Genomic DNA, 21,483 nt, shown 5'->3' with positions numbered 1-21,483 from the left:
ACCCGCTCACCGCCTGATCGTCATCGACTTGATCTGCCACGCGAATTTGGCGTCGCCCGCGGCGCCGTCGAGCTCCAGCGGATACCGGTCGCGTGGATAGATCAGGAACAGCGGCCCGAAATTGCTCACCTTGAGGCGCTGGCCGTTCATTGCGTAGGCGATCACGACGCCGTAGTGCTCGGCGTCGGCAACGGGCACGACGCACGTGTAGTCGTCGAGCGTGTGAATCTCGATCTGGCTGCCGTACGCGCCCACTGCCTTGAGCACATCGGAGAGCAGCGGGCCCGTGAAGGTCGAGCGCGGCGTCCAGGTGGTGGCGGTCGTGATCGAATGCACGGGCAAGGCGAGCAGTTGCGCCTCGCTGAAGTGGTACGCCGTGTGGGCCGCGTTGTTGGTCACGCGCACTTCGCCGTCCACGTCGAGCGCAAGCGATCCGCCGGGCGCCGCGTGCGCAAGCGACGCCGCACCGCCCACTAGCGCGAGCCCCAGCACGGCGGCCCAGCGCCGCCAGCCTGGCCATTCCTTGAAATCCCGCATGTTGCCCAGCCCTTTCGCGCGATGGATCGCGTCGTTGTCGTGTGTCGTGTGTCGCGGCGTCGAACCGCCTTTCTCACCTGGCCCGCCAGCAGGCGCGGGCGAGCATAGGCATAATATCGTCAAACATTGCACTGACAATAGACGTCGTCCTCGCGTACGCATGCGTCGGACGGGCGCGACGTCGCCGACTTCATTCCATGGATAAACCCATCGTTCCGCTCACCTATGAACAGCTCGACCACTGGGTCGAGTCGCTCCAACCGGCGCTGATCGCTGAGGAATTCGCCATCGTGGTCGGCATTCTGCGCGGCGGCGCGCCGCTCGCGTTGATGGTTTCGCACGCAACGGGCGCGGGCGTCGCGTTCCTGCGCTACGACCGCGCCACGCGCGAAGTGCGCTGGGACTCCACACTGCCGCTGCCCGAACCCGGCTCGAAGGTGCTGCTGTGCGAGGACATCGCGGGGCGCGGCCACACGCTCGTGGACTGCATGGCCTTCCTGAGCGAGCACGGCCTCGTGGTGCGCACGCTCACGGGCGCCTACGATGATCTGAGCCGTTTGCGCCCCGATTATTCGATCGACGCGAGCGGCTATTTCGCGCTGTTCCCGTGGGAGCGCCAGGCCTACACCGACCGCTATCGCGCCGACTGGTCGGGCGACGCCAAAGGCGAAGGCACGCGCATGGCCGACGACCACGAGTACGCGGTGTACGCGATCGACCTCGACGGTGTGCTGCTGCCCGACATTCCGCTCGCGCGCTACGACGAAAACCTCGTCGCCGCGCTCGCCGAGCGCGACCAGCTCGTGCCCTTCGAGCGTCTGCCCGGCGTCGACCTCAAGCGCACCCGCGCGATCATCACGGGGCGCCCGGAAATGGACCGAGAGCGCACGCTCGCGTGGCTCGAACGCCACGGCTTCGGGCACCTCGAACTCTTCATGCGCGCGCCCGGCGAACACGACGACACGGCCGCGGGCGCAGCCGCCCACAAGGCCGCGGCGGCCATTCGCTGCGGCGTGACGCATTTCATCGAAAGCGACCCGGTGCAGGCCATCTTCATCGCGCAACAGGCGCCGCTTTTGCGCGTAATCTGGTGGAACGCCCAGGCGCGCACGGGCACGCTGATCGGCGCTTCGGTCTGGAGCTGAAGGCGCGGCCGGACGCCGGACCGCCGCGCCCGCAAGACTCGATGCGCGCGCTGCCGCACGGTTGCCGCACGAGTGCGGAGCGTCTCGCGCCGTACAGCGCCTATCTTTTTGAAAGAGGCGCAACGAACTAGCGCCGCGAGCTATCGTGTATTGTGGCGGCCTGCGCCAGGCTTGACCCTTTTTCCCCTTGCAAGGAGTACGCGCCGGATGATCACGATCTGGGGACGCGCCAACTCGGTGAACGTCCAGAAAATCCTGTGGTGTTGCGATGAACTCGTGCTGCCGTTCGAGCGCATCGACGCGGGCGGCGCGTTCGGCCGCCTCGACGAACCCGCCTTCCTCGCCATGAATCCGAACGGCAAGGTCCCGACGATCGTGGACAGCGGCTTCGTGCTGTGGGAGTCGAACGCGATCCTGCGCTATCTGGCGATGGAGTATGGTCCCCAGAGCCTGCTCTATCCGACCGATCCCAAGGTGCGCGCCTCGATCGAGCGCTGGCTAGACTGGTCGATCGGCACGCTCGCGCCCGCCGAGCGGCCGTTGTTCCTCGCGCTCGTGCGCACGCCGCCGGAAAAGCGCGACCCGGCGCAGATCGAAGCCGACTTCCATCAGGTGGGCAAGCTCTGGAAGCTGCTCGACAGCCATCTGCAAGGCCGCTTCTTCCTCGAACACGAGCGCTTCTCGCTCGCCGACATCGTGCTGGGCGCCTACGCGCGGCGCTGGTTCGGGCTCGAAGGCGTGGAGCGCGAGCCGCTGCCGAATATTGAACGCTGGTATCAGCGCATCGCGCAGCGCCAGGGTTTCCGCAAGTACATCGGCATGCCGCTCACCTGATCCGCACCTGCGCCGCGACTGGAATGGGACTGCGCGGGAGCGCGGGCGGGCCGGCGGCGCGCCCCGTATAATCGCAGGCATGAAGACAGCAAAACCGTCCCCGGACGCCCCCGCCATGCACGGCGAGGCGCACGACCACGCGCACGATCACGGCCATGCGCACGCACACTCGCACGACGGCGCCCAAGGCGCTTCGCTCGAGTCGGCGCTCGCCATGGCCGAGGCCTATTGCCGCGAACGCGGCGAAAAGCTCACGCCGATCCGCCGCAAGGTGCTGGAGTTGCTGCTCGCCTCGGGCCGCGCCACCAAGGCGTATTCGCTGCTCGACGAAATGCGCCAGATCCATCCGGGTTCGGCGCCGCCCACCGTTTACCGGGCGCTCGACTTCCTGCTTTCCGCCGGGCTCATTCACCGCATCGAGTCGATCAACGCGTTCGCCGTCTGCCACGATCTCACGCAGTGCCAGCACGGCATTCTCGTGGTGTGCCAGCAGTGCGGCAACGTCACCGAGTTGCACGAGCCCAAGCTGCGCCAGGCGCTCGTCACGCAGATCGAGGCCGCCGGTTACCGGCTCGCCGGCGACGGCATCGAGCTTAAGGGCTTGTGCGCGCAATGCCAGGCCAGCCAGGCTGAACAGGCCGGCCAGGCGGCGCAACCCGGCTCCGCCGCGACGCCCGAAGCCGCCGCGCATTCCTGATTCGCCACCCGCCGCGATTGCCCCGCTCCGCCAATCCGGCGCGGGCAAGGCGCAACCCGCGCCGCGTTCTGCGGCGCACGACACCCTGACGATACCGCCCCGCTTCGCTACGCGCGCCGCTTCATAGCCACGTCATAGCCGCTTCAAAGCGACTGGCGCGCATCGTCGATCGCGTCGCTGAGCAGCGCCACGAGTTCCTCGGGCCGGGCCGGCTTGGTCATGAAGTGCTGAAAGCCTTCGCCGATGCTGCGCAAACGCCAGCTTTCGTCGGTGTGGCCGGTGAGCGCGACGGCGACGGCCGGGGCGCGATCGCCGCGAATCTCGTAGTCGCGCAGGCGCTGGATCAGGTAGAAGCCGTCCATGGCCGGCAAGTCGAGATCGCAGACCACGGCGTCCGGGTGCAGGTTCAGGGCCGCTTCGACGCCCGTTTCGGCGTCTTCGACCGCCACGACATGCGCACCCTCCGCCTCCAGCAGCGAAGTCAGTGACGCCCGGCTATGCGGGTCGTCTTCGACAAGGACGATGGTCGTCCGGTCGAGTTTGTGTACTGCGTTCATTGTGTTTGCTTGAATGCCTTTCTGTCTGTCAGGCCGACCATGAGGCTAACCGTGCCGCGACCGGACCTGCCCGTGTTGATAAAGGGCTCCAGCGTCCTGACCGGCCACTGCGCGCCGGCGGCTGCGAACCCGGCCTGACGGCGGGTAGACAGCGACGCCGCAACAACGTGGCCACCATGTTGCAACTTCGGGCAACTTCGCAGTCGGTCCTGATAGAGCAATATTAATGCCGCCGGGTTCCCTTGCGCGGCGCGCGCGGCCAGTCGCGCCGCGCACGATAGCCGCGTCACAAGGCAGGCCGATGAAAGCCGCGCTCATGCCTTGCCACCCTCTTTTGCCAGGGCGCGCCCCTTCGTCTTGCCGGTTTGCGCATAGGCTTCGAGCGCGCGTTCGCGCGCCAGTTCATGTTCGATGACCGGGTGCGGATAATTTTCTCCGGGCCGCACGCGCGCAGCTTCGAGTTGCTGCGCGCTCGCCTTCCACGGCTGGTGCACGAGCGCGTCGGGCAAGCCCGCGAGCTCCGGCACCCATTGCCGCACATAGGCGCCGCGCGGGTCGAACTTCTGGCCCTGGAGCACCGGATTGAAGATGCGGAAATACGGCGCCGCATCCACGCCCGAGCCCGCCACCCACTGCCAGTTGGCCGGATTGCTGGCCGGATCGGCGTCGACGAGCGTGTCCCAGAACCACGACTCGCCCGCGCGCCAGTCGATCAGCAGATGCTTCGTGAGGAACGACGCCGCCACCATGCGCACGCGATTGTGCATCCAGCCCGTGTGCCAGAGTTCGCGCATGCCCGCGTCGACGAGCGGATAGCCGGTCAGCCCGCGCTGCCAGGCGCGCAGGCCCGCCGGGTCGTTGCGCCACGGCATGGCGTCGAAGGCGGGGCGCAGGTTGCGCGTGGCGAGATCGGCATAGTGAAAGCGCTGGTAGTGGCAGAACTCCCGCCAGCCCAGCTCGCTCGCAAACTTCTCCGCGCTGGCCGCACGCCGCGCCGAGCCACGGCCGTGCGCGTGCTGGGCTGCCTTGAGCGCGGCCCACACCTGGCGCGGCGAGATCGCACCCACGCTCAAATACGGCGAAAGGCGGCTCGTCGCGGCGTCGCCGGGTTCGTCGCGCTCGCCCGCGTAGGCGTCGAGATCCGTGGCGAGGAACGCGCGCAGGCGTTCGAGCGCCGCCTCGTCTCCCGCCGGCCACGCGGCGCGCAGGCCGCCCGACCAGTCGGGCGCGCGCGGCGCAAGGCCGAGATCGTCGAGTGTCGATGCGCGCCGGGTAAGACTTGCTGGCAGCGTTTGAAAAATCATCTGCTCGGGTTCGCCCAGCGGCGGCGGCGGGTCGCCCATGCGCAGGCAGGCGCGCCAGTAGGCGCTGAAAACCCGGAACGGCTCGCCGGACTGGTTGAGCACCGTCCACGGCTCGTTCAGAAGCTGGCCGTTGAAGCTCTCCACGCTCACGCCGCGTGCACGCAGCGTCGCTTTGAGCGCGCCGTCGGACGCGCGCTGCGCCGCGCCATAGCGGCGATTCCAGTACACCGCCTGGGCGCCCGTTGCCGTGACCAGGGCGTCGAGCGTCGGCGCCTCTTCGCCTTGCAGGAGCAGCAGCCCGCCGCCGCGCGCCTCGAGCGCCGCGCCCAGCGCGCGCAGTGACTCGTGGCGCCACCAGCGCGCCGCGCCGCCCTCGGGGCGCTCGCCGCAGGCGTGCGGGTCGTGAATCCAGACGCAGATCAGCGGCAAGCCGCTGGCCGCCGCCTGCGCGAGCGCGGGCTGATCGGCGAGCCGGAGATCGTCGCGAAACCAGACGATGGCCGGCGCGGCGCGGGAAGCCGTGGAAGAAGCGGAAGAAGAAGGACGCAGACCGGACCTCGACCGGGAACAATTGCGCGGGACGGCGCACGCGCCGTGCCGCGAAGGCCACGGAGCGTACCACGGCGCGCCGCGCGCACCGTCGAAAATCGCCACGGGCGAAGGGATATCGGGATCAGGCCGCGCCGGGCCGCGGTCCCACGCCCTGCGTGATGAGCGTGACCGCATGGCGCGCGATTTCCTCGGCGCCCACGTGATGTTTGGCCGGATCCGCGCGCCACATGCGGGCCGTGGCGAGCGGCAGCAGCGTGAGGCCCATGAGCGACTGGAACAGCAGCGTGGGTTCGAGCGCGGGGTTCAGCCGCCCCTCGCGCTGCCAGCGCGCGATGGCCGCGTACGCCTTTTCCTGGTTCTGGCTGCCGTAGCGCTCGTGCATGCGCTGCCGCAGCACGCCGCCCTCGCTGATGACCTCGCGCATCCACAGCGGCGGAAACCAGGGATGGCGCTGCCCCACCGTGACGAAGCGCTGCGCGAGCGCGGTGAGCGCGGCCACGGGATCGTCCCGATGCTGATCGAACAGATCGCCCAGCGCCGCGCGCAGCGGCAGGAAGCGCTCGTCGATCAGCACGTCGATCAACTGGTCGCGCGTCTTGAAGTAGTAGTGGACCATCGCGGGCGTGACGCCGGCTTCGCGCGCGATGGCGGCCAGCGACGTGTCGAGCATGCCCTGGCGCGCGAACAGGGCAAGCGCCGCATCGATCAGGCGCTCGCGCTGCTCCGCGCCGCCCACCCCGCCGCTCGGCCGGCCGGGGCGGCGCGCGGGTGCGGGCGTGGACGATGCGGTTGCGTGACCGACGGGCGTTTCCGGCGCTTTCATGGCCGCTTTCATAACGTCTCTCTGTAAACTTTGACCAACTGGAATAATTGTCCTAATATTAATCGCCAAATTAATTAATTTCAAGATACATACCCGCGATGGATTCCAGCCCCCAACACCCCGCGCCCGCCGCCACCGGGCCGCAACCGCCGGCCCCCGACGCCGCGAGCGCGGGCAACCATCCGCCGATCCGGCTGCTGTTTCCGGCGCTTTTGCTCGTCATGTTGCTGGCCGCGCTCGACCAGACCATCGTCTCCACGGCACTGCCAACCATCGTCGGCGAGCTGGGCGGGCTCGACCGGCTCTCCTGGGTCGTCACCGCCTACCTGCTCACCTCGACCATCGTGGTGCCGCTGTACGGCAAGTTCGGCGACCTGTTCGGCCGCAAGATCGTGCTCCAGGCCGCCATCGTGATCTTCCTGATCGGTTCGGCGCTGTGCGGCGTCGCGCAGAACATGGAGCAGCTCATCGTGCTGCGCGCGTTGCAGGGCGTGGGCGGCGGCGGCCTCATGGTCGTGACGATGGCCGCCATCGGCGACGTCATTCCGCCCGCGCAGCGCGGCAAATACCAGGGCATGTTCGGCGGCGTGTTCGGCCTCGCCACCGTGGTCGGGCCGCTGCTCGGCGGTTTTCTCGTCGAGCACCTGTCGTGGCGCTGGATCTTCTACATCAACATTCCGCTCGGCGCGGTGGCGCTCGTCGTGATCGGCGCCGTGTTCAAGCCGCGCGCCGTGCACGTGAAGCACGTGATCGACTATATGGGCGCGGGCTGGCTCGCCGCCGCCCTCACCTGCCTGATCCTCTTCACGAGCGAGGGCGGCTCGCTCCTGCCGTGGACCTCGCCCACGCTGTGGCTCACGCTCCTGCTCGGCGTGGTGGCCGTGGCGGGTTTCATCCACGAGGAAAAGCACGCCGTCGAGCCCATCATGCCGCTCGAACTCTTTCGCGAGCGCACCTTCGTGCTGTCGAGCCTGATCGGCTTCATCGTGGGCGTGTCGCTGTTCGGCTCGGTCACGTTCCTGCCGCTTTATCTCCAGGTCGTGAAGGGCTCCACGCCTTCGCAGGCCGGCATGCAAATGTTGCCGATGATGGGCGGGGTGTTGGTGATGTCGGTCATCACCGGGCGCATCATCAGCAAGATCGGCAAGTACCGCATGTTCCCCATCGCGGGCACGGCGCTCGTGGCCGTGGCGATGATGATGCTCGCCCGCTTGCAGATCGATACGCCCATTCACCGCATGTACCTGTACATGGGCGTGCTCGGCTGCGGGCTCGGCATGGTGATGCAGGTGCTGATCCTCGCCGTGCAGAACGCCGTGGAATTCCGCCACATGGGCGTGGCCACCTCGGGCGCGACGCTGTTCCGCTCGATCGGCGGCTCGGTGGGCGTGGCCGCGTTCGGCGCGGTGTTCTCGCACGGGCTGCACGCACGGCTCGAAAAAGTGCTCACGGGCGATGTCGAACTACCCCAACCGCTCACGCCCGACGTGATCCACCATTTGCCGCCCACGCTGCATGCGCAGTATCTCGACGCCTTCGCGGGCGCGCTGCACACGGTTTATCTCTCGGCGGCGTGCGTGGTGGTGCTCTCGTTCGCGCTCTCGTGGCTGCTGCGCGACGTGCCGCTGCGCAAGCAACAGCATTGAGCGCGGCGGGTGCGGTCGCAGCCGCACCCGCCGCGACATTCGCCGCGCACCACGACTTTGCGCGCGCACCAGGGTCTTTCCTTACATTTTCTCCACACGTTATTACAGTTAGATAAAATCGCGGGCATCGCGCGCCGGGACCGGCGGCGCGCGTTTCAAGCCGAGCGGCGGCCAAAAGTGCGTCGCGCCCCAAAAAACAGACACAGGAAGAGACCCTCCCATGGACGTCCAGAACGACCAGGCCGCGCTGTCCGCGCAAGACACGAGGCGGCGCGTGCTCGCCATCGTCGGCGCCTCGTCAGGCAATCTCGTCGAGTGGTTCGACTTTTACGTTTATTCGTTCTGCGCACTGTATTTCGCGCCCGCATTCTTCCCGAGCGGCAACACCACGACGCAATTGCTCAATACCGCCGGCGTGTTCGCCGCGGGCTTTCTCATGCGCCCGATCGGCGGCTGGCTGTTCGGCCGTATCGCCGACCGCCACGGGCGCCGCAACGCGATGATGATCTCCGTGCTGATGATGTGCGGCGGCTCGCTCGTGATCGCGGCGCTGCCCACCTACGCGCAGATCGGCGCGTTCGCGCCGCTGCTCCTCTTGATCGCGCGCCTGTTCCAGGGCCTTTCGGTGGGCGGCGAGTACGGCACGAGCGCGACCTATATGAGCGAGGTGGCGCTCAAGGGCCGGCGCGGCTTTTTTGCGTCGTTCCAGTACGTGACGCTGATCGGCGGCCAGCTTTGCGCGCTGCTCGTGCTCGTGATCCTGCAACAGGCGCTCTCCACGGAGGAGCTCAAGGCGTGGGGCTGGCGCATTCCGTTCGTGGTCGGCGCGTGCGCGGCGCTGGTCTCGCTGTATCTGCGCAAGTCGCTCGATGAAACCTCGACGAGCGAATCGCGCCACAAGCGCGACGCGGGCACGATACGCGGCGTGTGGCAGCACAAGGGCGCGTTCTTTACCGTGGTGGGTTTCACGGCGGGCGGCTCGCTGATCTTCTACACGTTCACGACTTACATGCAGAAGTACCTGGTGAACACGGCGGGCATGCATGCGAAAACCGCCAGCAGCGTGATGACCTGCGCGCTGTTCGTCTACATGCTGATGCAGCCGGTATTCGGCGCGCTCTCCGACAAGATCGGCCGCCGCACGTCGATGATCCTGTTCGGCTCGCTGTCGGTGCTCGGCACGGTGCCGATCATGCACGCGCTCAAGGACGTGTCGAGCCCGGTGGCCGCGTTCGCGCTCATCATCGTCGCGCTCGCCATCGTCAGCTTCTACACGTCGATCAGCGGCCTCATCAAGGCCGAGATGTTCCCGCCCGAAGTGCGCGCCATGGGCGTGGGCCTCTCGTATGCGGTGGCGAACGCGATTTTCGGCGGCTCGGCCGAATATGTCGCGCTGTGGTTCAAGTCGGTCGGCACCGAAAGCACGTTCTACTGGTACGTCACGGCGATCTGCGCGGTCGCGCTGGTCGTGTCGTACCGCATGCGCGATCCGGGCAAGGAAGGGTATCTGCGCCACGAGCCGTGATCGTCACGTGGCGCAGTCCGTCTTTCACGCGGGCTGCGCCACGCGCTCCATCGCACGCTGCAACGTTTCGTAGACCTTCGGTCGATTGCACTGCGAAACATTGAAACGCATGAACGCGCCCGCGCTGCGCGCCACGCTGAACACGTTGCCGGGCGCGAGCACCACGCCCTCCACCAGCGCCTCGCGCGCGACCTGGGCGGCGTCGAGGCCCTCCGGCAATCGCGCCCAAACGAACAGGCCCGCTTGCGGCCGCGTCCACGCCGTGAGGCCCAACGCCGCAAGCCGCCGCTGCGTGTCGCCCATCGCATCGGCGAGCTTCGCGCGCAGGCCGTCCAGGTGCCGCCGGTACGTGCCGTCCACGAGCAGGCGGTGCACGAGTTCGGCCACCATCTCCCCATTGCCGAACGACACCGCGAGCTTGAGATCGACGAGCGGTTCGATCCAGTCCGCGCGCGCCGCGATGAAACCGCAGCGCGCCGCCGCAGACATCGTCTTCGAGAAACTGCCGATGGTGACCACGCGCGCGAGGCCGTCGAAGGCCGCGAGCCGGGGCGCGGGCTCGACCTCGAAGTCAGCGAAGATGTCGTCCTCGACGATCAGCAGGTCGTGCGCCTCGGCGAGCTTGAGCACACGGTGCGCGACGGCGGGCGCAAGCGTCGCGCCGGTGGGGTTGTGAATCGCCGAGTTCGTGACGTACAGGCGCGGCCGCGCCTCGGCAAGCGTGCGCTCGAACGCGGCGAGATCCGGGCCGGTGGGCGTGTACGGCACACTGACCACGCGCACGCGGTGCGCGCGCAGCAGCGCCTGGAAGTTGAAGTAGCACGGGTCGTCCACCAGCACGGTGTCGCCCGGCTCCAGCAGAAAGCGGCACAGCAGGTCGAGCGCCTGGGTGCCGCCGTCGGTGAGCACGATCTGCTCGGGCGCGGCCTCCACGCCGTGCTGGCCAAGCCGCCACGCCAGTTGCTGGCGCAGCGCGGGCAGGCCGAGCGGCGCGGCGTAGTCCGTGAGTTGCGCGCGCGGATCGCGCGCGATGGCGCGCAGCGCGCGCCGCACGGCGTCCTGCGGCAGCCACGCCGCAGGCAGCCAGCCACAGCCCGGACGCAGCGCGCCGGCCTCGGTCTGGAGCGACTGGCGCGTGAGCCAGAGCGGGTCGATCTCGCGATCCAGTTGCGGCCCGAGCGCCGCGAGCGCGAGCGGCGGCGCGTGCCCCGCCACGAAAAAACCGGCCCCGCGCCGCGCGACGAGCACGCCCTCGGCGACGAGGCGCTCGTACGCCTCCACCACCGTCGACTTCGATACCCCCAACTGCTCGCTCATCGTGCGGATGGACGGCACGCGCGCCCCGGCCGCCAGCGCCCGCGCGGCAATGCGCTCGCGCAGCGCCTGCATCACCTGCTCCACGCGCGTCATGGGCGGGGCTTGCGTCCTCACTCGGTCTTTCATCTGTACTGCTCCGTGTTCAATACAGATTGAACGAATTGTACTGATCCGTAGCTTACCGTCGGCGGGCGCGGCGCGCATCATCGGATTTCCGTCCGATGTTTCACTGCCTCCTTTCCTCGCCCCGAACCCCCATGCGCAAGACGCTCGACCCCACCACTGACGGCTGGCTCTGCGGCCTCGCCGGCGTGCTCATCTTCAGCGGCTCGCTGCCCGCCACGCGCCTCGCCGTGCTCGGCCTCGCCCCCGTGTTCCTCACCGGCGCGCGCGCGACCATTGCGGGCGTGCTCGGGGCGCTGCTGCTGCTCGGGTTGCGCGCCGCGCGGCCCGCGCGCAGCGAAGTCGGACCGCTCATCATCGTGGCGCTGGGCGTGGTGGTGGGCTTTCCGCTCCTTACCGCGCTCGCGCTACAGCACGTGAGCTCCGCGCACGCCATCGTGTTCGTCGGTCTCCTGCCGCTCGCCACCGCCATCTTCGGCGTGCTGCGCGGCGGCGAGCATCCGCAGCCCGCGTTCTGGATCTTTTCCGCGGCGGGCAGCGCGGCCGTGGTCGCGTTCGCGCTGCGCCACGGCCTGGACGCCTCGCCGCTGGGCGACGCGCTGATGCTCGCCTCGATCGTCGTCTGCGGGCTCGGCTATGCGGAAGGCGCGCGGCTCTCGCGGCGACTGGGGGGCTGGCAGGTGATCTGCTGGGCGCTCGTGATCTCGCTGCCGGTCATGGCGCCGCTTGCGTGGTGGCTGCGGCCCGCCTCGTTCGCCGCCGTGGGCGCGGCTTCGTGGTGGGGGCTCGCCTATGTGTCGCTGTTCAGCATGCTGATCGGCTTCGTGTTCTGGTATCGCGGGCTCGCGCTCGGCGGCATTGCGGGCGTCGGGCAACTGCAACTGCTGCAACCGTTCTTCGGCTTCGTGCTCGCCGCCCTGCTGCTGCACGAGTCCGTGCCGCCCGCGATGATCGCGGTCACGGCCGTGGTGATCGCGTGCGTGGCCGGGGCGCGCCGCTTCGGGCGCTCAGCGGGGACCTCGGGTGCCTCGGCCGCCGCGAACCGGTCGCGCACGCAGCGCGTTTGAGCGGAGTACAAGCGAGGCAATTTTGGCGCGCTTCAAAAGCGCGCTCACGCAAGGCATAGTGAAGGATGCACACCGCCTTCCCGAGCGCCTTCGCGCCTCGCACAAAACGATGACCTCACAACCCGCCGCACCGGCGCTCGTGCGCGACGCCACCCCCGCCGACTTTCCCGCCATCGCCGCGATCTACGCGCACCACGTGCTGCATGGCTCGGCGTCGTTCGAGGAAACGCCGCCCTCGCTCGACGAACTGCTGCGCCGCCATGCCGCCGTGCGCGAGCACGGCTTGCCCTGGCTCGTCGCCGAGATCGACTCCCGCGTGGCGGGCTATTGCTATGCCACGCCCTACCGGCCGCGCCCGGCCTACCGTTACGCCGTTGAAGACTCGATCTATATCGACGAGACCTTTCGCGGCCGGGGCCTCGGGCACACGCTGCTCGACGCGCTGATCGCGCGCTGCGAGGCGGGCCCCTGGCGGCAGATGATCGCCGTGGTGGCCGACCCGAAAGGCGGCTCGCTCAAGCTGCACGAACGCCTCGGCTTCGAGCTCGTCGGCACCTTGCGCGCCGTTGGCTTCAAGCACGGCGCATGGCGCGACACCACGCTCATGCAGCGTACGCTGGGCGAAGGCGCAGGAACCTCGCCGCAAGACTGACGCACGCATGCGCGGCCACCCGCTGCGCCGCCCACCTCGTTCGGATGCCTGATTATCTTTGCGCCTGCGCGAGCAACATATCGTAGAGCGCCTTGGCCGCGGGCGAAAGATGCGCGGACTTGCGCTTCACGAGCACGAGCGTGCGCGACACCGCCGGCTCGACCAGCTCGATCACGCGCACCATGGGAAACACGTCCTTCAAAACGGCAAGACGCGGCACGACCGCCGCGCCCAGCCCCTCCGCAACCAGCCCGAGCGCCGTTGAACTGCGCTGCACCTCGTAGAACGAGCGCAGGCTGATGCCGTTCGTTTCGAGTGCGATGTCGAGCAAGCCGCGATTCGCACTCACCTCACCCGCGAAAATCAGCGCATGCTCGGTGAGCGCCGTCCATTTGACGCGCCGCCGCTTCGCCAGCGGATGATCGTCGCGGCAGGCCAGCACGTAGGGATCGGTCGTCAACGGCTCGCTGCTGAGTTCCGGATGCTGATCGCCGGCCACGCTGATGCCGAACTCCGCCTCGCGCCGCAACACGGCCGCGAGCACCGAAGCCGACGCGTGATCGAGTATGCGCACCCGGTCGTGCGGACGGTGCTGCGAAAAGAGCCGCAGCACGCGCGGCAGATACTGCACGCCCACGGTCGGCACGCACGCGATCGACACGTCGCCGCGCTGGCTCATGCCGGTCTCGCGAATTTCCGTGAGCGCGTCGGCAAGCTCGCCCAGCAGTCGCCGCGCCTGTGGCAGGAAGCGCTCGCCGATCTCGGTCAAGGCACAGTGGCGCGTGGTGCGCTCGACCAGCACGACGCCAAGAAACGATTCGAGCTTGCGCAAGCGTTGCGTGACAGCGGTTTGCGTGACGTTGAGCATTTGCGCCGCTTGCCGGAAGCTGCCGCCCTCCGCGATGGCGACGAAGGCCTGCACGCCGAGTGTGTCGATTTTCATCAGAATTTTGAATCAATCATCGAACTTATTTCATTTTACTGATTTCCGGTCGGCGCGCAGAATGCCCGCGATGGATTGACCACGAAGCCCGCCCCGGCGAAGTGAAGCGAACCGGAGCAAGCCCGAAAGGAGGAACCGATGACGACCAGCGAAACCAGAGAGACCACGAGCCGCGACGGCTACGCGAAGCAATATGCGCAGTTCGAGCGCGAGCGCACGCGCCCGGTGCGAGACCTGCTCGCCGCCGTGCCCGCCACGCGCATCGAAACCGCCATCGACATTGGCTGCGGGCCGGGCAATTCCACCGAACTGCTCGTGGCGCACGCGAGCGGCGCGCAGGTTAGCGGACTCGACGCCTCCGCGGACATGCTCGACGCCGCGCGCGAACGCCTGCCCGCGCTGCGCTTCGAGCATGCGGACATCGCCGCGTGGAGCGAGGGCGGCGGCGAGCGCGCGTACGACCTGATGCTTGCGAACGCCGTGCTGCAATGGCTGCCCGATCACGACACCCTGTTCCCGCAACTCGTCGGCCGTCTCGCACCGGGCGGGCATCTCGCCGTCCAGATGCCCGACAATCTCGATGAACCCGCGCATCGTCTGCTGCGCGAGATCGCCGCCGCGGGGCCGTGGGCGCAAAAGCTCAAGGGCGTGGAGCGCTCGGCGCGCTTCGACGCGCGCCACTACTACGCCTTGCTCGCCCCGCTGTGCGCCCGCGTGGACGTGTGGCGCACGACCTACCATCACCCGCTCGCGGGCGGCGCCGACGCCGTGGTCGAGTGGTTCAAAGGCAGCGCGCTGCGGCCCTTTCTGGCCGCGCTCGATAGCGAAGCCGAGCGCCGCGCGTTCACGGCGCGCTATCGCGAAGCCATCGGCGAGGCGTATCCCGCGTTCGCGGACGGCACCGTGCTGCTGCCGTTTCCGCGCCTCTTCATCGTGGCGACGAAGCGCTAGCGGGGCCGCCGCGCCCTTACAATAGGTCCTCCCGGCGCGTTGGCCGCGCGCCGGCGCCACTGACTTTGAGGACCTCGCGCCCATGCAATCGCTACTCGTTCACCTACATCCTGCCAACTGGAGCTTCCTGTGGGACGCGCTCTCCGCATTGGCGCTGCGCCTGTGCGCAGCCGCGGCGATCCTCTGGTTCGGCTGGTGGTTCAGCCGGCGCGTGGCCAACTGGATCGGACGGCGCGGCGGCAGCATCGACCCCACGCTGCGCCCGATCGTGCGCGACACGGCCGTGTGGGGCGTGCGCCTCGTCGCCGTGATCGGCGCGCTCTCGCAGATCGGCATCCAGACCGCCAGCATCGTCGCGGTGCTGGGCGCGGCCGGTCTCGCCATCGGTCTCGCGCTGCAAGGCACGCTCCAGAACATCGCGGCCGGCATCATGCTGCTGCTGCTGCGCCCGTTCAAGGTGGGCGACTATATCGACGGCGGCGGAGGCAACGTCGCGGGCACGGTGGAGGAAGTGAACCTCTTCACCACGCGCCTCACGAAACCCGACGGCATCTGCGAATACGTGCCGAACAGCGCGCTGTGGAGCAACTCGATCCGCAACTACAGCCGCAACCCCACGCGCCGCCTCGACCTCGAAGTGGAAGTGTCGGTGCGCGACGACGTGAACCGCGCCATCGACGCGCTGCGCGCGCTCGCCGCCGCCGACCCGCGCGTGCTCGCCTCGCCCGCGCCACAGGTGATGGTGAGCCGCTTCGACGACAGCACGGCGGTGCTCAACGTGCGCGTGTGGTCGAACATCGACACGTTCTGGGACATGCGCTGGGAACTCTCGCGCCTGGTGCGCCAGGCGCTCAATGACGCGCAGTGCTCGCTGCCGCTGCGCACGCGCGAACTGCATATCGTGCAGACGCCAACGCCCGGCGAGCCGCAACCGGCGCAACCGGCGCAACACGCGCAGCAATGAAGACATTCGTCCGCCGCGTGCGCGGCCAGGCCCGCGCGATCGTGCCGCATGGCTACCTGGCCTTGCTGCTGGTGATCGACGGCCTGATGCTGGTGCGCCCGGTCGCGCAGAAAGCGCTGGAGCACGCGCGCGGCAACTGGTTCGACGACTGGATCACGCTCATCAACGCGTTCGGCGTGCTCGCGTTGCCGCAGGCGCTCGTGGCCACCGGCCTCACGATGATGTCGTTCGGCATCGCGCTGCGCGCGCGCGTGGCGTGGGTGCTCTCGCTCGTGCTGCTCGCGGGCGCGGCCAGCATCTGTCTGTGGGGCGACTATCGCAACCACGCGCTCGCGGCCTACTCGCTCGTCCTCGCCTGCGCGCTCATCTACTACTGGCGCCGCTTCGATCGCGCAAGCGTCGCAGTGGGCTCCTTATTCGCATTCCTGAGCATTGGCTCATTGCTCGTCTATGCGGTGTTCGGCGCGCTGTATCTGGGCGACGACTTCCAGCCGCCGATCCACAATCTCGTCACGGCGTTCTACTTCTCGATCGTGTCGATGTCCACGGTCGGCTATGGCGATATCGTGCCGCACTCGGACACTGCGCGGCTTTTCACGGCCTCGATCATCGTGCTCGGCATCACCGTGTTCGCCACGTCGATCAGCGCCGTGGTCGGCCCCGTGATCGGCGGCCATCTCAAACGCATCGTGAAGGGAGGCATCTCCAACGTGACCCGCAAGAACCACTATCTGATCGTCGGCGCCTCGCCGCTCGCGCATAGCGTGTACGCGGGACTCATCAAGCGCGGCTATGCCGCGACCGTAGTTCTCGCGCCCAATACGCCGCACAACTACCCGGCGCAGGCGGACCTCATCATCGGCGACGCGAGCGACACCGCCACGCTGCACCAGGCAGGCGCGGAAACCGCGCTCGCCGCGCTCGCGCTGCGCTCGGACGACGCCGAGAACGCCTTCGTGATTCTCGCGCTCAAGGAACTCGCGCCGAAGGTGCGCACCGTGGCGCTCGTGAACGACAGCCGCAATCTGCAAAGACTGCGGCTCCTGCAACCCGACATGGTGTTCTCGCCGCAACTGCTCGCGGGCGAGTTGCTCGCGCGCACGCTCAATAACGAAACCATCGACAACACGCTCATCGAACAACTGCTGTTCGGCAAGAGCACGGGCGGCGCGGCCTGAGCGCCACGCGCGCTTTAACGCGGCTGCGGCGGCAGGCGCCGGAACAATGTGGGGTAGTCGATCACGAGGCCGTCCTCGTCCACGCGCAGGTTCGCCGTGAAGTCACGGAAGATGCCCTCGTAGCGGTACTCGCGCTCGGGCTCGATGCAGACGTAGGCCTGCTCGACGGGCCGCGCTTCGAGTTCGGGCGCGGCGATGTACACCACGCAGATGGGCCTGCGCTCACCGCGTTCGAGGCCCAGCCGCCGGATGGGCAGCGTGTTCGTGAAGGGCGTCGCGGCGATGTCGATATCGATGCAGCCGTCGAGCGCATCGAGCGCGCGGCCTTCGCCGTCACGCCAGTGACCCTCGCCGTCGCCGTGGAGCACGAGCGTGCGGCCGCCCATCACGCGCAGCGCCGCCCAGGTCACGCGCCAGCGCGCGTCGCATTCGATCGCATAGCACAAGCCATAGGACTTGCCGTAGCGCTCGCCCACGACCACGCTTTCCACGCGGATCACGTCGCCATTCGGCCCGTGACGGGCGTCGAACGACAGATGCTCGATGCCCTCGCCTGTTTCGGATGCCCAACGCACTTCACGCATCGCTCGTCTCCTGTTTCATGCGACGCCGTGGCCACGGTAATCGCCGGGCATCTATCGTAGCGCGGCGGGAAAATTCGGCGTGCCCGTGCGGCGGGCGCAGGCGCTCGCCCAAATAGCGACTATCAACGCCCAAGCATGTGCGAAGCGGCTCGCATCACCTATGCTCGCCGCTTCAACCGGCCGTCCGCCACGCTTTCGCCATGCCCGCGCATTCCTCCGCCCATTCCCGCGCCGCCGCTCATTCCGCCGCTCACTCGGCCGCTTTAGGCGCGCTGCTGCGCAGCCTCGGTCAGGTCGTCCTGCAAGCGCACGCCGGCACGGGCGCCTGCCTGCTCGCGGCGCTCGCGCTCACCGACCTGCGGCTCGCCTGCGCCGCGCTGCTCGGCGCCACGGCGGCCAACGTCTGCGCAATCGTGGCCGGCCACGCCGAAGCGGCGATCCACGACGGCCTCGCGGGCTACAACGGCGCGCTCGCCGCGCTTGCCGCGTTCACCTTCATCGGCGACGCGGCCACGGCGGCGGCTGTCGCGCTGATCGCGGGCGGCGCGAGCGCGTGGATCGCCGGGCCGTTGAGCCGCCGCCTCCTGCACGCGCGGCTCAGCCTGTATTCCGCGCCCTGCCTCATCGCCACGTGGATCTGGCTGCCGCTGCATCCGGGCCAGGCGCCGCTCGCGGCCAATGCCACCCATGCCGCCAACGCCGGCGCGTCCCTCGATCCGCATGGCGCGCCGTTCGCGCTGGCCGCACAGGCCGCAACCGGCTTGCTGAGCGGCCTCGCGCAAACCACCTTCGCGTCGGGCGCGGCGGCGGGCCTGTGCGTGCTCGCGGGCATTGCCTGGTCGTCGCGCCGCGCGGCGGCCTACGCGCTGGGCGGCGCAGCGCTCGCCGGCGCGCTCGAACTCGCGTGCGGCGCAACGCCGGACGCCTTCGTCGCGGGCCTCGCGGGCTTCAACGGCGCGCTCGCCGCGCTTGCCGTCTGCGCGCTCGGCACACGCGCCGCGTTCTATGCGACCATGCTCGCGGCGGCCTGGCATCTGGCCGCCGCGCGCTGCGGATTGCCCGCGCTCACCGCGCCATTCGTGCTGGCAAGCTGGATCGTGCACGCCCTGGCGCGACGCCCGCGCCCGGCGCCCGCTTCGTCCAAAGCGCCCAATGTTCAATGAGGTTCACTGAGGTCCGCCGAAGTCCGCTGAAGGGATCGCCATGTCATTCACTCATCGCCCGACGGGCGCCAGCGCCGAAACCGCGCCGCGCTCGGCCGCCGAACAGCTACTACGCGTCGACCTCGCCGCCGCCTATCGCCTCATCGCGCTCAACGGCTGGGACGACCTCATCTACACGCACGTCTCCGCCGCCGTGCCCGGCGAACCGGACCGCTTTCTCATCAATCCGTTCGGCCTCGCCTTCGACGAAGTGCGCGCCTCGAACCTCGTGAAGATCGACACGCAGGGCCGCATCGTCGGCGAAAGCGAGCATCCCGTGAACGCCACCGGCTTCGCGCTGCACGCGGCCGTGCATCTCGCGCGGCCCGACGCCGTGTGCGTGATGCATCTGCACAATACGGCGGGCATTGCCGTGTCGATCCAGCGCGACGGCCTGCTGCCCGCCTCGCAGCATGCGCTGCGCTTTTATGGCGAACTGGCCTCGCACGACTACGAAGGCCTGGCCTTCACGCCCGCCGAAGGCGCGCGCCTCACCGCCAGCCTCGGCGCCAATTCCGCCATGCTGCTGCGCAATCACGGCACGCTCACGGCCGGCCGCACGGTTGCCGAGGCCTATGTGTTGATGGCCACGCTCATCAAGGCCTGCGAGATCCAGTTGCAGGCGCAGGCGGGCGGCGTGCCGCTCGTGTTGCCGCCGCCCGAAGTGGCCGCGCGCACCGCCGAACAATTGCGCGACGGCGGCGCCATCGAAGGCGAGCTCGAATGGCCCGCGCTGCTGCGCAAGCTCGACCGCCTCGATGCGTCGTACCGCGAATGACTTCTTCCCTGAATCGCAGTCCGAACTTTTCTACAGGAGACCACATGCCCACTTTCCACATCGAGATGTTCGAAGGCCGCAGCGTCGAACAGAAGCGCCAGCTCGCCGCCGCATTGACCGACACCACCTGCAAGGTGCTGGGCGTCGAACCCCAATCCGTCGACATCATCTTTCACGACGTGAAGCCCGAGAACTGGGCGACGGCGGGCAAACTGTGGAGCGACCCGCGCTGATATTCCCACTTCCATCGGATTCCTTACTTTCCATGATTTCCGCTTTGTCGCGCCCCATCTACGCGCGGCAAAGCGCGCCCGCCTGCACCCCACACGATTCGTTCGCACCCCGCACCGAGGCGGATTGCCGCACCCCATGCGGCAGCGCGGTGTATTGACGCAGAGAACGCCCACCCGCGCAACCTCGCCATACAACGAGCGTTTAATCTAAATTGATTTTTATCAACGCCTTAGCGCACGTTTTCGTCGAATAGCGATTGACCGATGCGACACGCTGGCACACGTCGCAGTGCAGCAAAACTTCCGCCGTTCCCCTACGCTTACGTCCATCGCACGCAAGCTCAGCGCCCCCACTGTGTAGCCGTGCGACGTTTTCCCGGTATTTCCCCGGTAAGCACGCAACAGGCACGCACATGCACACGTCAATATCCGCCTTCGACCTGGCCCGGCTGCAATTCGCCTTCACTGTCTCGTTTCATATCGTCTTTCCGGCGCTTTCCATCGGCCTCGCGAGCTTTATCGCGGTGCTGGAGGGCTGCTGGCTCAAAACGCGCAAGCCGTTCTACAAGGATCTTTGCCTGTTCTGGTCGAAGGTCTTTGCCGTGGCTTTCGGCATGGGCGTCGTTTCCGGCGTCGTCATGGCCTACCAGTTCGGCACCAACTGGTCGGGCTTCTCGGCATTCGCCGGTCCCGTCACCGGTCCGCTGCTGATGTACGAGGTCATGACCGCGTTCTTCCTCGAAGCGGGCTTCCTCGGCATCATGCTGTTCGGCTGGAACCGCGTGAGCCCGCGCGCCCACTACGGCGCGACGCTGATGGTCGCCATCGGCACGCTCATCTCCACGTTCTGGATCCTCGCCTCCAATAGCTGGATGCAAACGCCGCAAGGCTTCGAGATCGTGAACGGTCACGTGGTGCCGACCGACTGGTTCAAGATCATCTTCAACCCGTCGTTCCCGTACCGCCTCGCGCACATGGCAATCGCTGCCTTCATCGTCGCCGCGCTCGTGGTGGCCGCGACCGGCGCGTGGCATCTGCTCAAGGGCCGGCGCGACCCCGCCGTGAAGAAGATGTTCGCGATGGCGCTCGGCCTGCTGCTCGTGCTCGCGCCGGTGCAGGCTTTCGTAGGCGACGCCCACGGCCTGAACACGCGCGAATACCAGCCCGCCAAGATCGCCGCGATCGAAGGCCTCTGGGACACCGAACAGGGCGGCACCGCGCTCAATCTCTTCGGCATTCCCGACATGCAGGCCGAAACGACACGCTACGCCGTGTCGGTCCCCCACCTCGGCAGCCTGATCCTCACGCATAGCTGGGACGGCGAGATCAAGGGTCTCAAGTCGTTCCCCGCCGACGAGCGGCCCAACTCCACGCTGCTGTTCTGGAGCTTCCGCGTCATGGTCGGCTTAGGTCTCCTGATGATTGCGCTCGGCGTGATCGGCTGGGTGCTGCGCCGTCGCGGCACGCTCTACGAATCGCGCGGCTTCCAGCGCTTCGCACTCGTCATGGGTCCGACCGGCTTCATCACGCTGCTCGCGGGCTGGGTCACGACCGAGGCCGGCCGCCAGCCCTGGGTGGTCTATGGCGTGATGCGCACGGCGCAGGCGGTTTCGCCGCTCACGGCGCAACAAGTGGGCATTTCGCTGATGGCGTTCGTGGCCGTGTACTTCCTCGTGTTCGGCACGGGCATCTATTACCTGCTCAAGCTGCTGCACAAGGGCCCCGCGTTGCCGGGCGACGGATCGCACAAGCCGCACGAACCGCATCGGCCGGAGGAGCCGCGCATCGCGCACCCGGCGCTCGCCGCGAACCAGACCGCGCGCCGCCCCATGTCCGCCGCCGATCAGCTGATCGACGCCTGACGCTCCCCG

Annotated in this window: 21 protein-coding genes; 14 read left to right on the top strand and 7 right to left on the bottom strand. The window is 68.1% G+C overall.

Annotated elements, in window-relative coordinates; all coding sequences use genetic code 11:
- Positions 1-6: 6 nt before the first annotated feature.
- Positions 7-537: a putative pterin-binding protein gene (locus tag C7402_RS12015; protein ID WP_116610821.1), complete on the bottom strand. Its 531-nt coding sequence runs from the start codon at positions 535-537 to the stop codon at positions 7-9.
- A 197-nt stretch (positions 538-734) separates the two neighbouring features.
- Here C7402_RS12015 and C7402_RS12010 point away from each other — a divergent pair, with 197 nt between their 5' ends.
- The 3 genes from C7402_RS12010 (at position 735) to C7402_RS12000 (ending at position 3,213) form a co-directional block, all read left to right on the top strand.
- The gene (locus C7402_RS12010) at positions 735-1,682 is read left to right on the top strand and encodes a phosphoribosyltransferase (RefSeq protein WP_112177788.1); all 948 of its coding nucleotides are present in this window, start codon (positions 735-737) and stop codon (positions 1,680-1,682) included.
- Between the two features lie 207 nt (positions 1,683-1,889).
- Positions 1,890-2,516, top strand: a complete 627-nt coding sequence (locus C7402_RS12005) for a glutathione S-transferase family protein (protein WP_112177787.1) — start codon at positions 1,890-1,892, stop codon at positions 2,514-2,516.
- A 79-nt stretch (positions 2,517-2,595) separates the two neighbouring features.
- Positions 2,596-3,213 carry a Fur family transcriptional regulator gene (locus tag C7402_RS12000; protein WP_116610820.1) on the top strand — a complete coding sequence of 206 codons (618 nt, stop codon included), beginning with the start codon at positions 2,596-2,598 and terminating at the stop codon, positions 3,211-3,213.
- Between the two features lie 143 nt (positions 3,214-3,356).
- On the opposite strand, the gene C7402_RS11995 is transcribed toward C7402_RS12000, so the two are convergent.
- The 3 genes from C7402_RS11995 to C7402_RS11985 form a co-directional block, all read right to left on the bottom strand.
- Complete coding sequence (locus C7402_RS11995) at positions 3,357-3,770, bottom strand: response regulator (RefSeq protein ID WP_112177785.1); 414 nt, start codon at positions 3,768-3,770, stop codon at positions 3,357-3,359.
- A gap of 314 nt (positions 3,771-4,084) precedes the next feature.
- Positions 4,085-5,623 (bottom strand): cryptochrome/photolyase family protein, encoded by a 1,539-nt coding sequence (locus tag C7402_RS11990; RefSeq protein ID WP_224044930.1) that lies wholly within the window; start codon positions 5,621-5,623, stop codon positions 4,085-4,087.
- Between the two features lie 124 nt (positions 5,624-5,747).
- Positions 5,748-6,449 carry a TetR/AcrR family transcriptional regulator gene (locus C7402_RS11985; RefSeq protein ID WP_224044926.1) on the bottom strand — a complete coding sequence of 234 codons (702 nt, stop codon included), beginning with the start codon at positions 6,447-6,449 and terminating at the stop codon, positions 5,748-5,750.
- Positions 6,450-6,547: 98 nt separating this feature from the next.
- Here C7402_RS11985 and C7402_RS11980 point away from each other — a divergent pair, with 98 nt between their 5' ends.
- A complete protein-coding gene (locus tag C7402_RS11980) occupies positions 6,548-8,095 on the top strand; it encodes an MDR family MFS transporter (protein ID WP_116610817.1) in 1,548 nt (515 codons plus the stop codon).
- Positions 8,096-8,315: 220 nt separating this feature from the next.
- The gene (locus C7402_RS11975) at positions 8,316-9,620 is read left to right on the top strand and encodes an MFS family transporter (RefSeq protein ID WP_112177781.1); all 1,305 of its coding nucleotides are present in this window, start codon (positions 8,316-8,318) and stop codon (positions 9,618-9,620) included.
- A 24-nt stretch (positions 9,621-9,644) separates the two neighbouring features.
- On the opposite strand, the gene C7402_RS11970 is transcribed toward C7402_RS11975, so the two are convergent.
- A complete protein-coding gene (locus C7402_RS11970; RefSeq protein WP_116610816.1) occupies positions 9,645-11,063 on the bottom strand; it encodes an aminotransferase-like domain-containing protein in 1,419 nt (472 codons plus the stop codon).
- Positions 11,064-11,194: 131 nt separating this feature from the next.
- Here C7402_RS11970 and C7402_RS11965 point away from each other — a divergent pair, with 131 nt between their 5' ends.
- Together C7402_RS11965 and C7402_RS11960 are read left to right on the top strand one after the other, a co-directional pair.
- Positions 11,195-12,127, top strand: coding sequence for a DMT family transporter (locus C7402_RS11965; RefSeq protein ID WP_116610815.1), 933 nt, complete (start codon positions 11,195-11,197; stop codon positions 12,125-12,127).
- Positions 12,128-12,236: 109 nt separating this feature from the next.
- Complete coding sequence (locus tag C7402_RS11960) at positions 12,237-12,779, top strand: GNAT family N-acetyltransferase (protein ID WP_112177796.1); 543 nt, start codon at positions 12,237-12,239, stop codon at positions 12,777-12,779.
- Between the two features lie 52 nt (positions 12,780-12,831).
- On the opposite strand, the gene C7402_RS11955 is transcribed toward C7402_RS11960, so the two are convergent.
- On the bottom strand, positions 12,832-13,722 hold the full coding sequence (locus C7402_RS11955) for a LysR family transcriptional regulator (protein WP_116610814.1): 891 nt from the start codon (positions 13,720-13,722) through the stop codon (positions 12,832-12,834).
- 138 nt (positions 13,723-13,860) lie between these two features.
- On the opposite strand from C7402_RS11955, the gene tam reads away from it, so the two are divergent.
- The 3 genes from tam (at position 13,861) to kch (ending at position 16,815) form a co-directional block, all read left to right on the top strand.
- Positions 13,861-14,673, top strand: a complete 813-nt coding sequence (gene tam / locus C7402_RS11950; protein ID WP_116610813.1) for a trans-aconitate 2-methyltransferase — start codon at positions 13,861-13,863, stop codon at positions 14,671-14,673.
- Between the two features lie 82 nt (positions 14,674-14,755).
- Complete coding sequence (locus C7402_RS11945) at positions 14,756-15,637, top strand: mechanosensitive ion channel family protein (RefSeq protein WP_116610812.1); 882 nt, start codon at positions 14,756-14,758, stop codon at positions 15,635-15,637.
- Positions 15,634-16,815 (top strand): voltage-gated potassium channel protein, encoded by a 1,182-nt coding sequence (gene kch / locus C7402_RS11940; protein WP_116610811.1) that lies wholly within the window; start codon positions 15,634-15,636, stop codon positions 16,813-16,815. Before C7402_RS11945 ends, kch begins: the two co-directional genes overlap by 4 nt.
- A gap of 14 nt (positions 16,816-16,829) precedes the next feature.
- Here kch and C7402_RS11935 read toward each other — a convergent pair whose 3' ends face one another.
- Positions 16,830-17,399 (bottom strand): putative glycolipid-binding domain-containing protein, encoded by a 570-nt coding sequence (locus C7402_RS11935; RefSeq protein ID WP_112177774.1) that lies wholly within the window; start codon positions 17,397-17,399, stop codon positions 16,830-16,832.
- A 200-nt stretch (positions 17,400-17,599) separates the two neighbouring features.
- Between C7402_RS11935 and C7402_RS11930 the strand changes: the two genes are divergently transcribed.
- The 4 genes from C7402_RS11930 to C7402_RS11915 all read left to right on the top strand — a co-directional run bounded on the left by C7402_RS11930 (position 17,600) and on the right by C7402_RS11915 (position 21,474).
- A complete protein-coding gene (locus C7402_RS11930) occupies positions 17,600-18,562 on the top strand; it encodes an urea transporter (RefSeq protein WP_116610810.1) in 963 nt (320 codons plus the stop codon).
- A 40-nt stretch (positions 18,563-18,602) separates the two neighbouring features.
- Positions 18,603-19,379 carry a class II aldolase/adducin family protein gene (locus tag C7402_RS11925; RefSeq protein WP_116610809.1) on the top strand — a complete coding sequence of 259 codons (777 nt, stop codon included), beginning with the start codon at positions 18,603-18,605 and terminating at the stop codon, positions 19,377-19,379.
- Positions 19,376-19,612 carry a 4-oxalocrotonate tautomerase gene (locus C7402_RS11920; RefSeq protein ID WP_258397429.1) on the top strand — a complete coding sequence of 79 codons (237 nt, stop codon included), beginning with the start codon at positions 19,376-19,378 and terminating at the stop codon, positions 19,610-19,612. Before C7402_RS11925 ends, C7402_RS11920 begins: the two co-directional genes overlap by 4 nt.
- A 413-nt stretch (positions 19,613-20,025) precedes the next feature.
- Positions 20,026-21,474, top strand: a complete 1,449-nt coding sequence (locus C7402_RS11915) for a cytochrome ubiquinol oxidase subunit I (RefSeq protein WP_116610808.1) — start codon at positions 20,026-20,028, stop codon at positions 21,472-21,474.
- Positions 21,475-21,483: the final 9 nt, after the last annotated feature.

Origin of the sequence: Paraburkholderia unamae (genome assembly GCF_003096875.1) — a bacterium.
Classification (GTDB): Bacteria; Pseudomonadota; Gammaproteobacteria; order Burkholderiales; family Burkholderiaceae; genus Paraburkholderia; species Paraburkholderia unamae.
The sequence above is the reverse complement of the archived record's forward strand: the minus strand, read 5'-3'. Positions and strand labels throughout refer to the sequence as shown.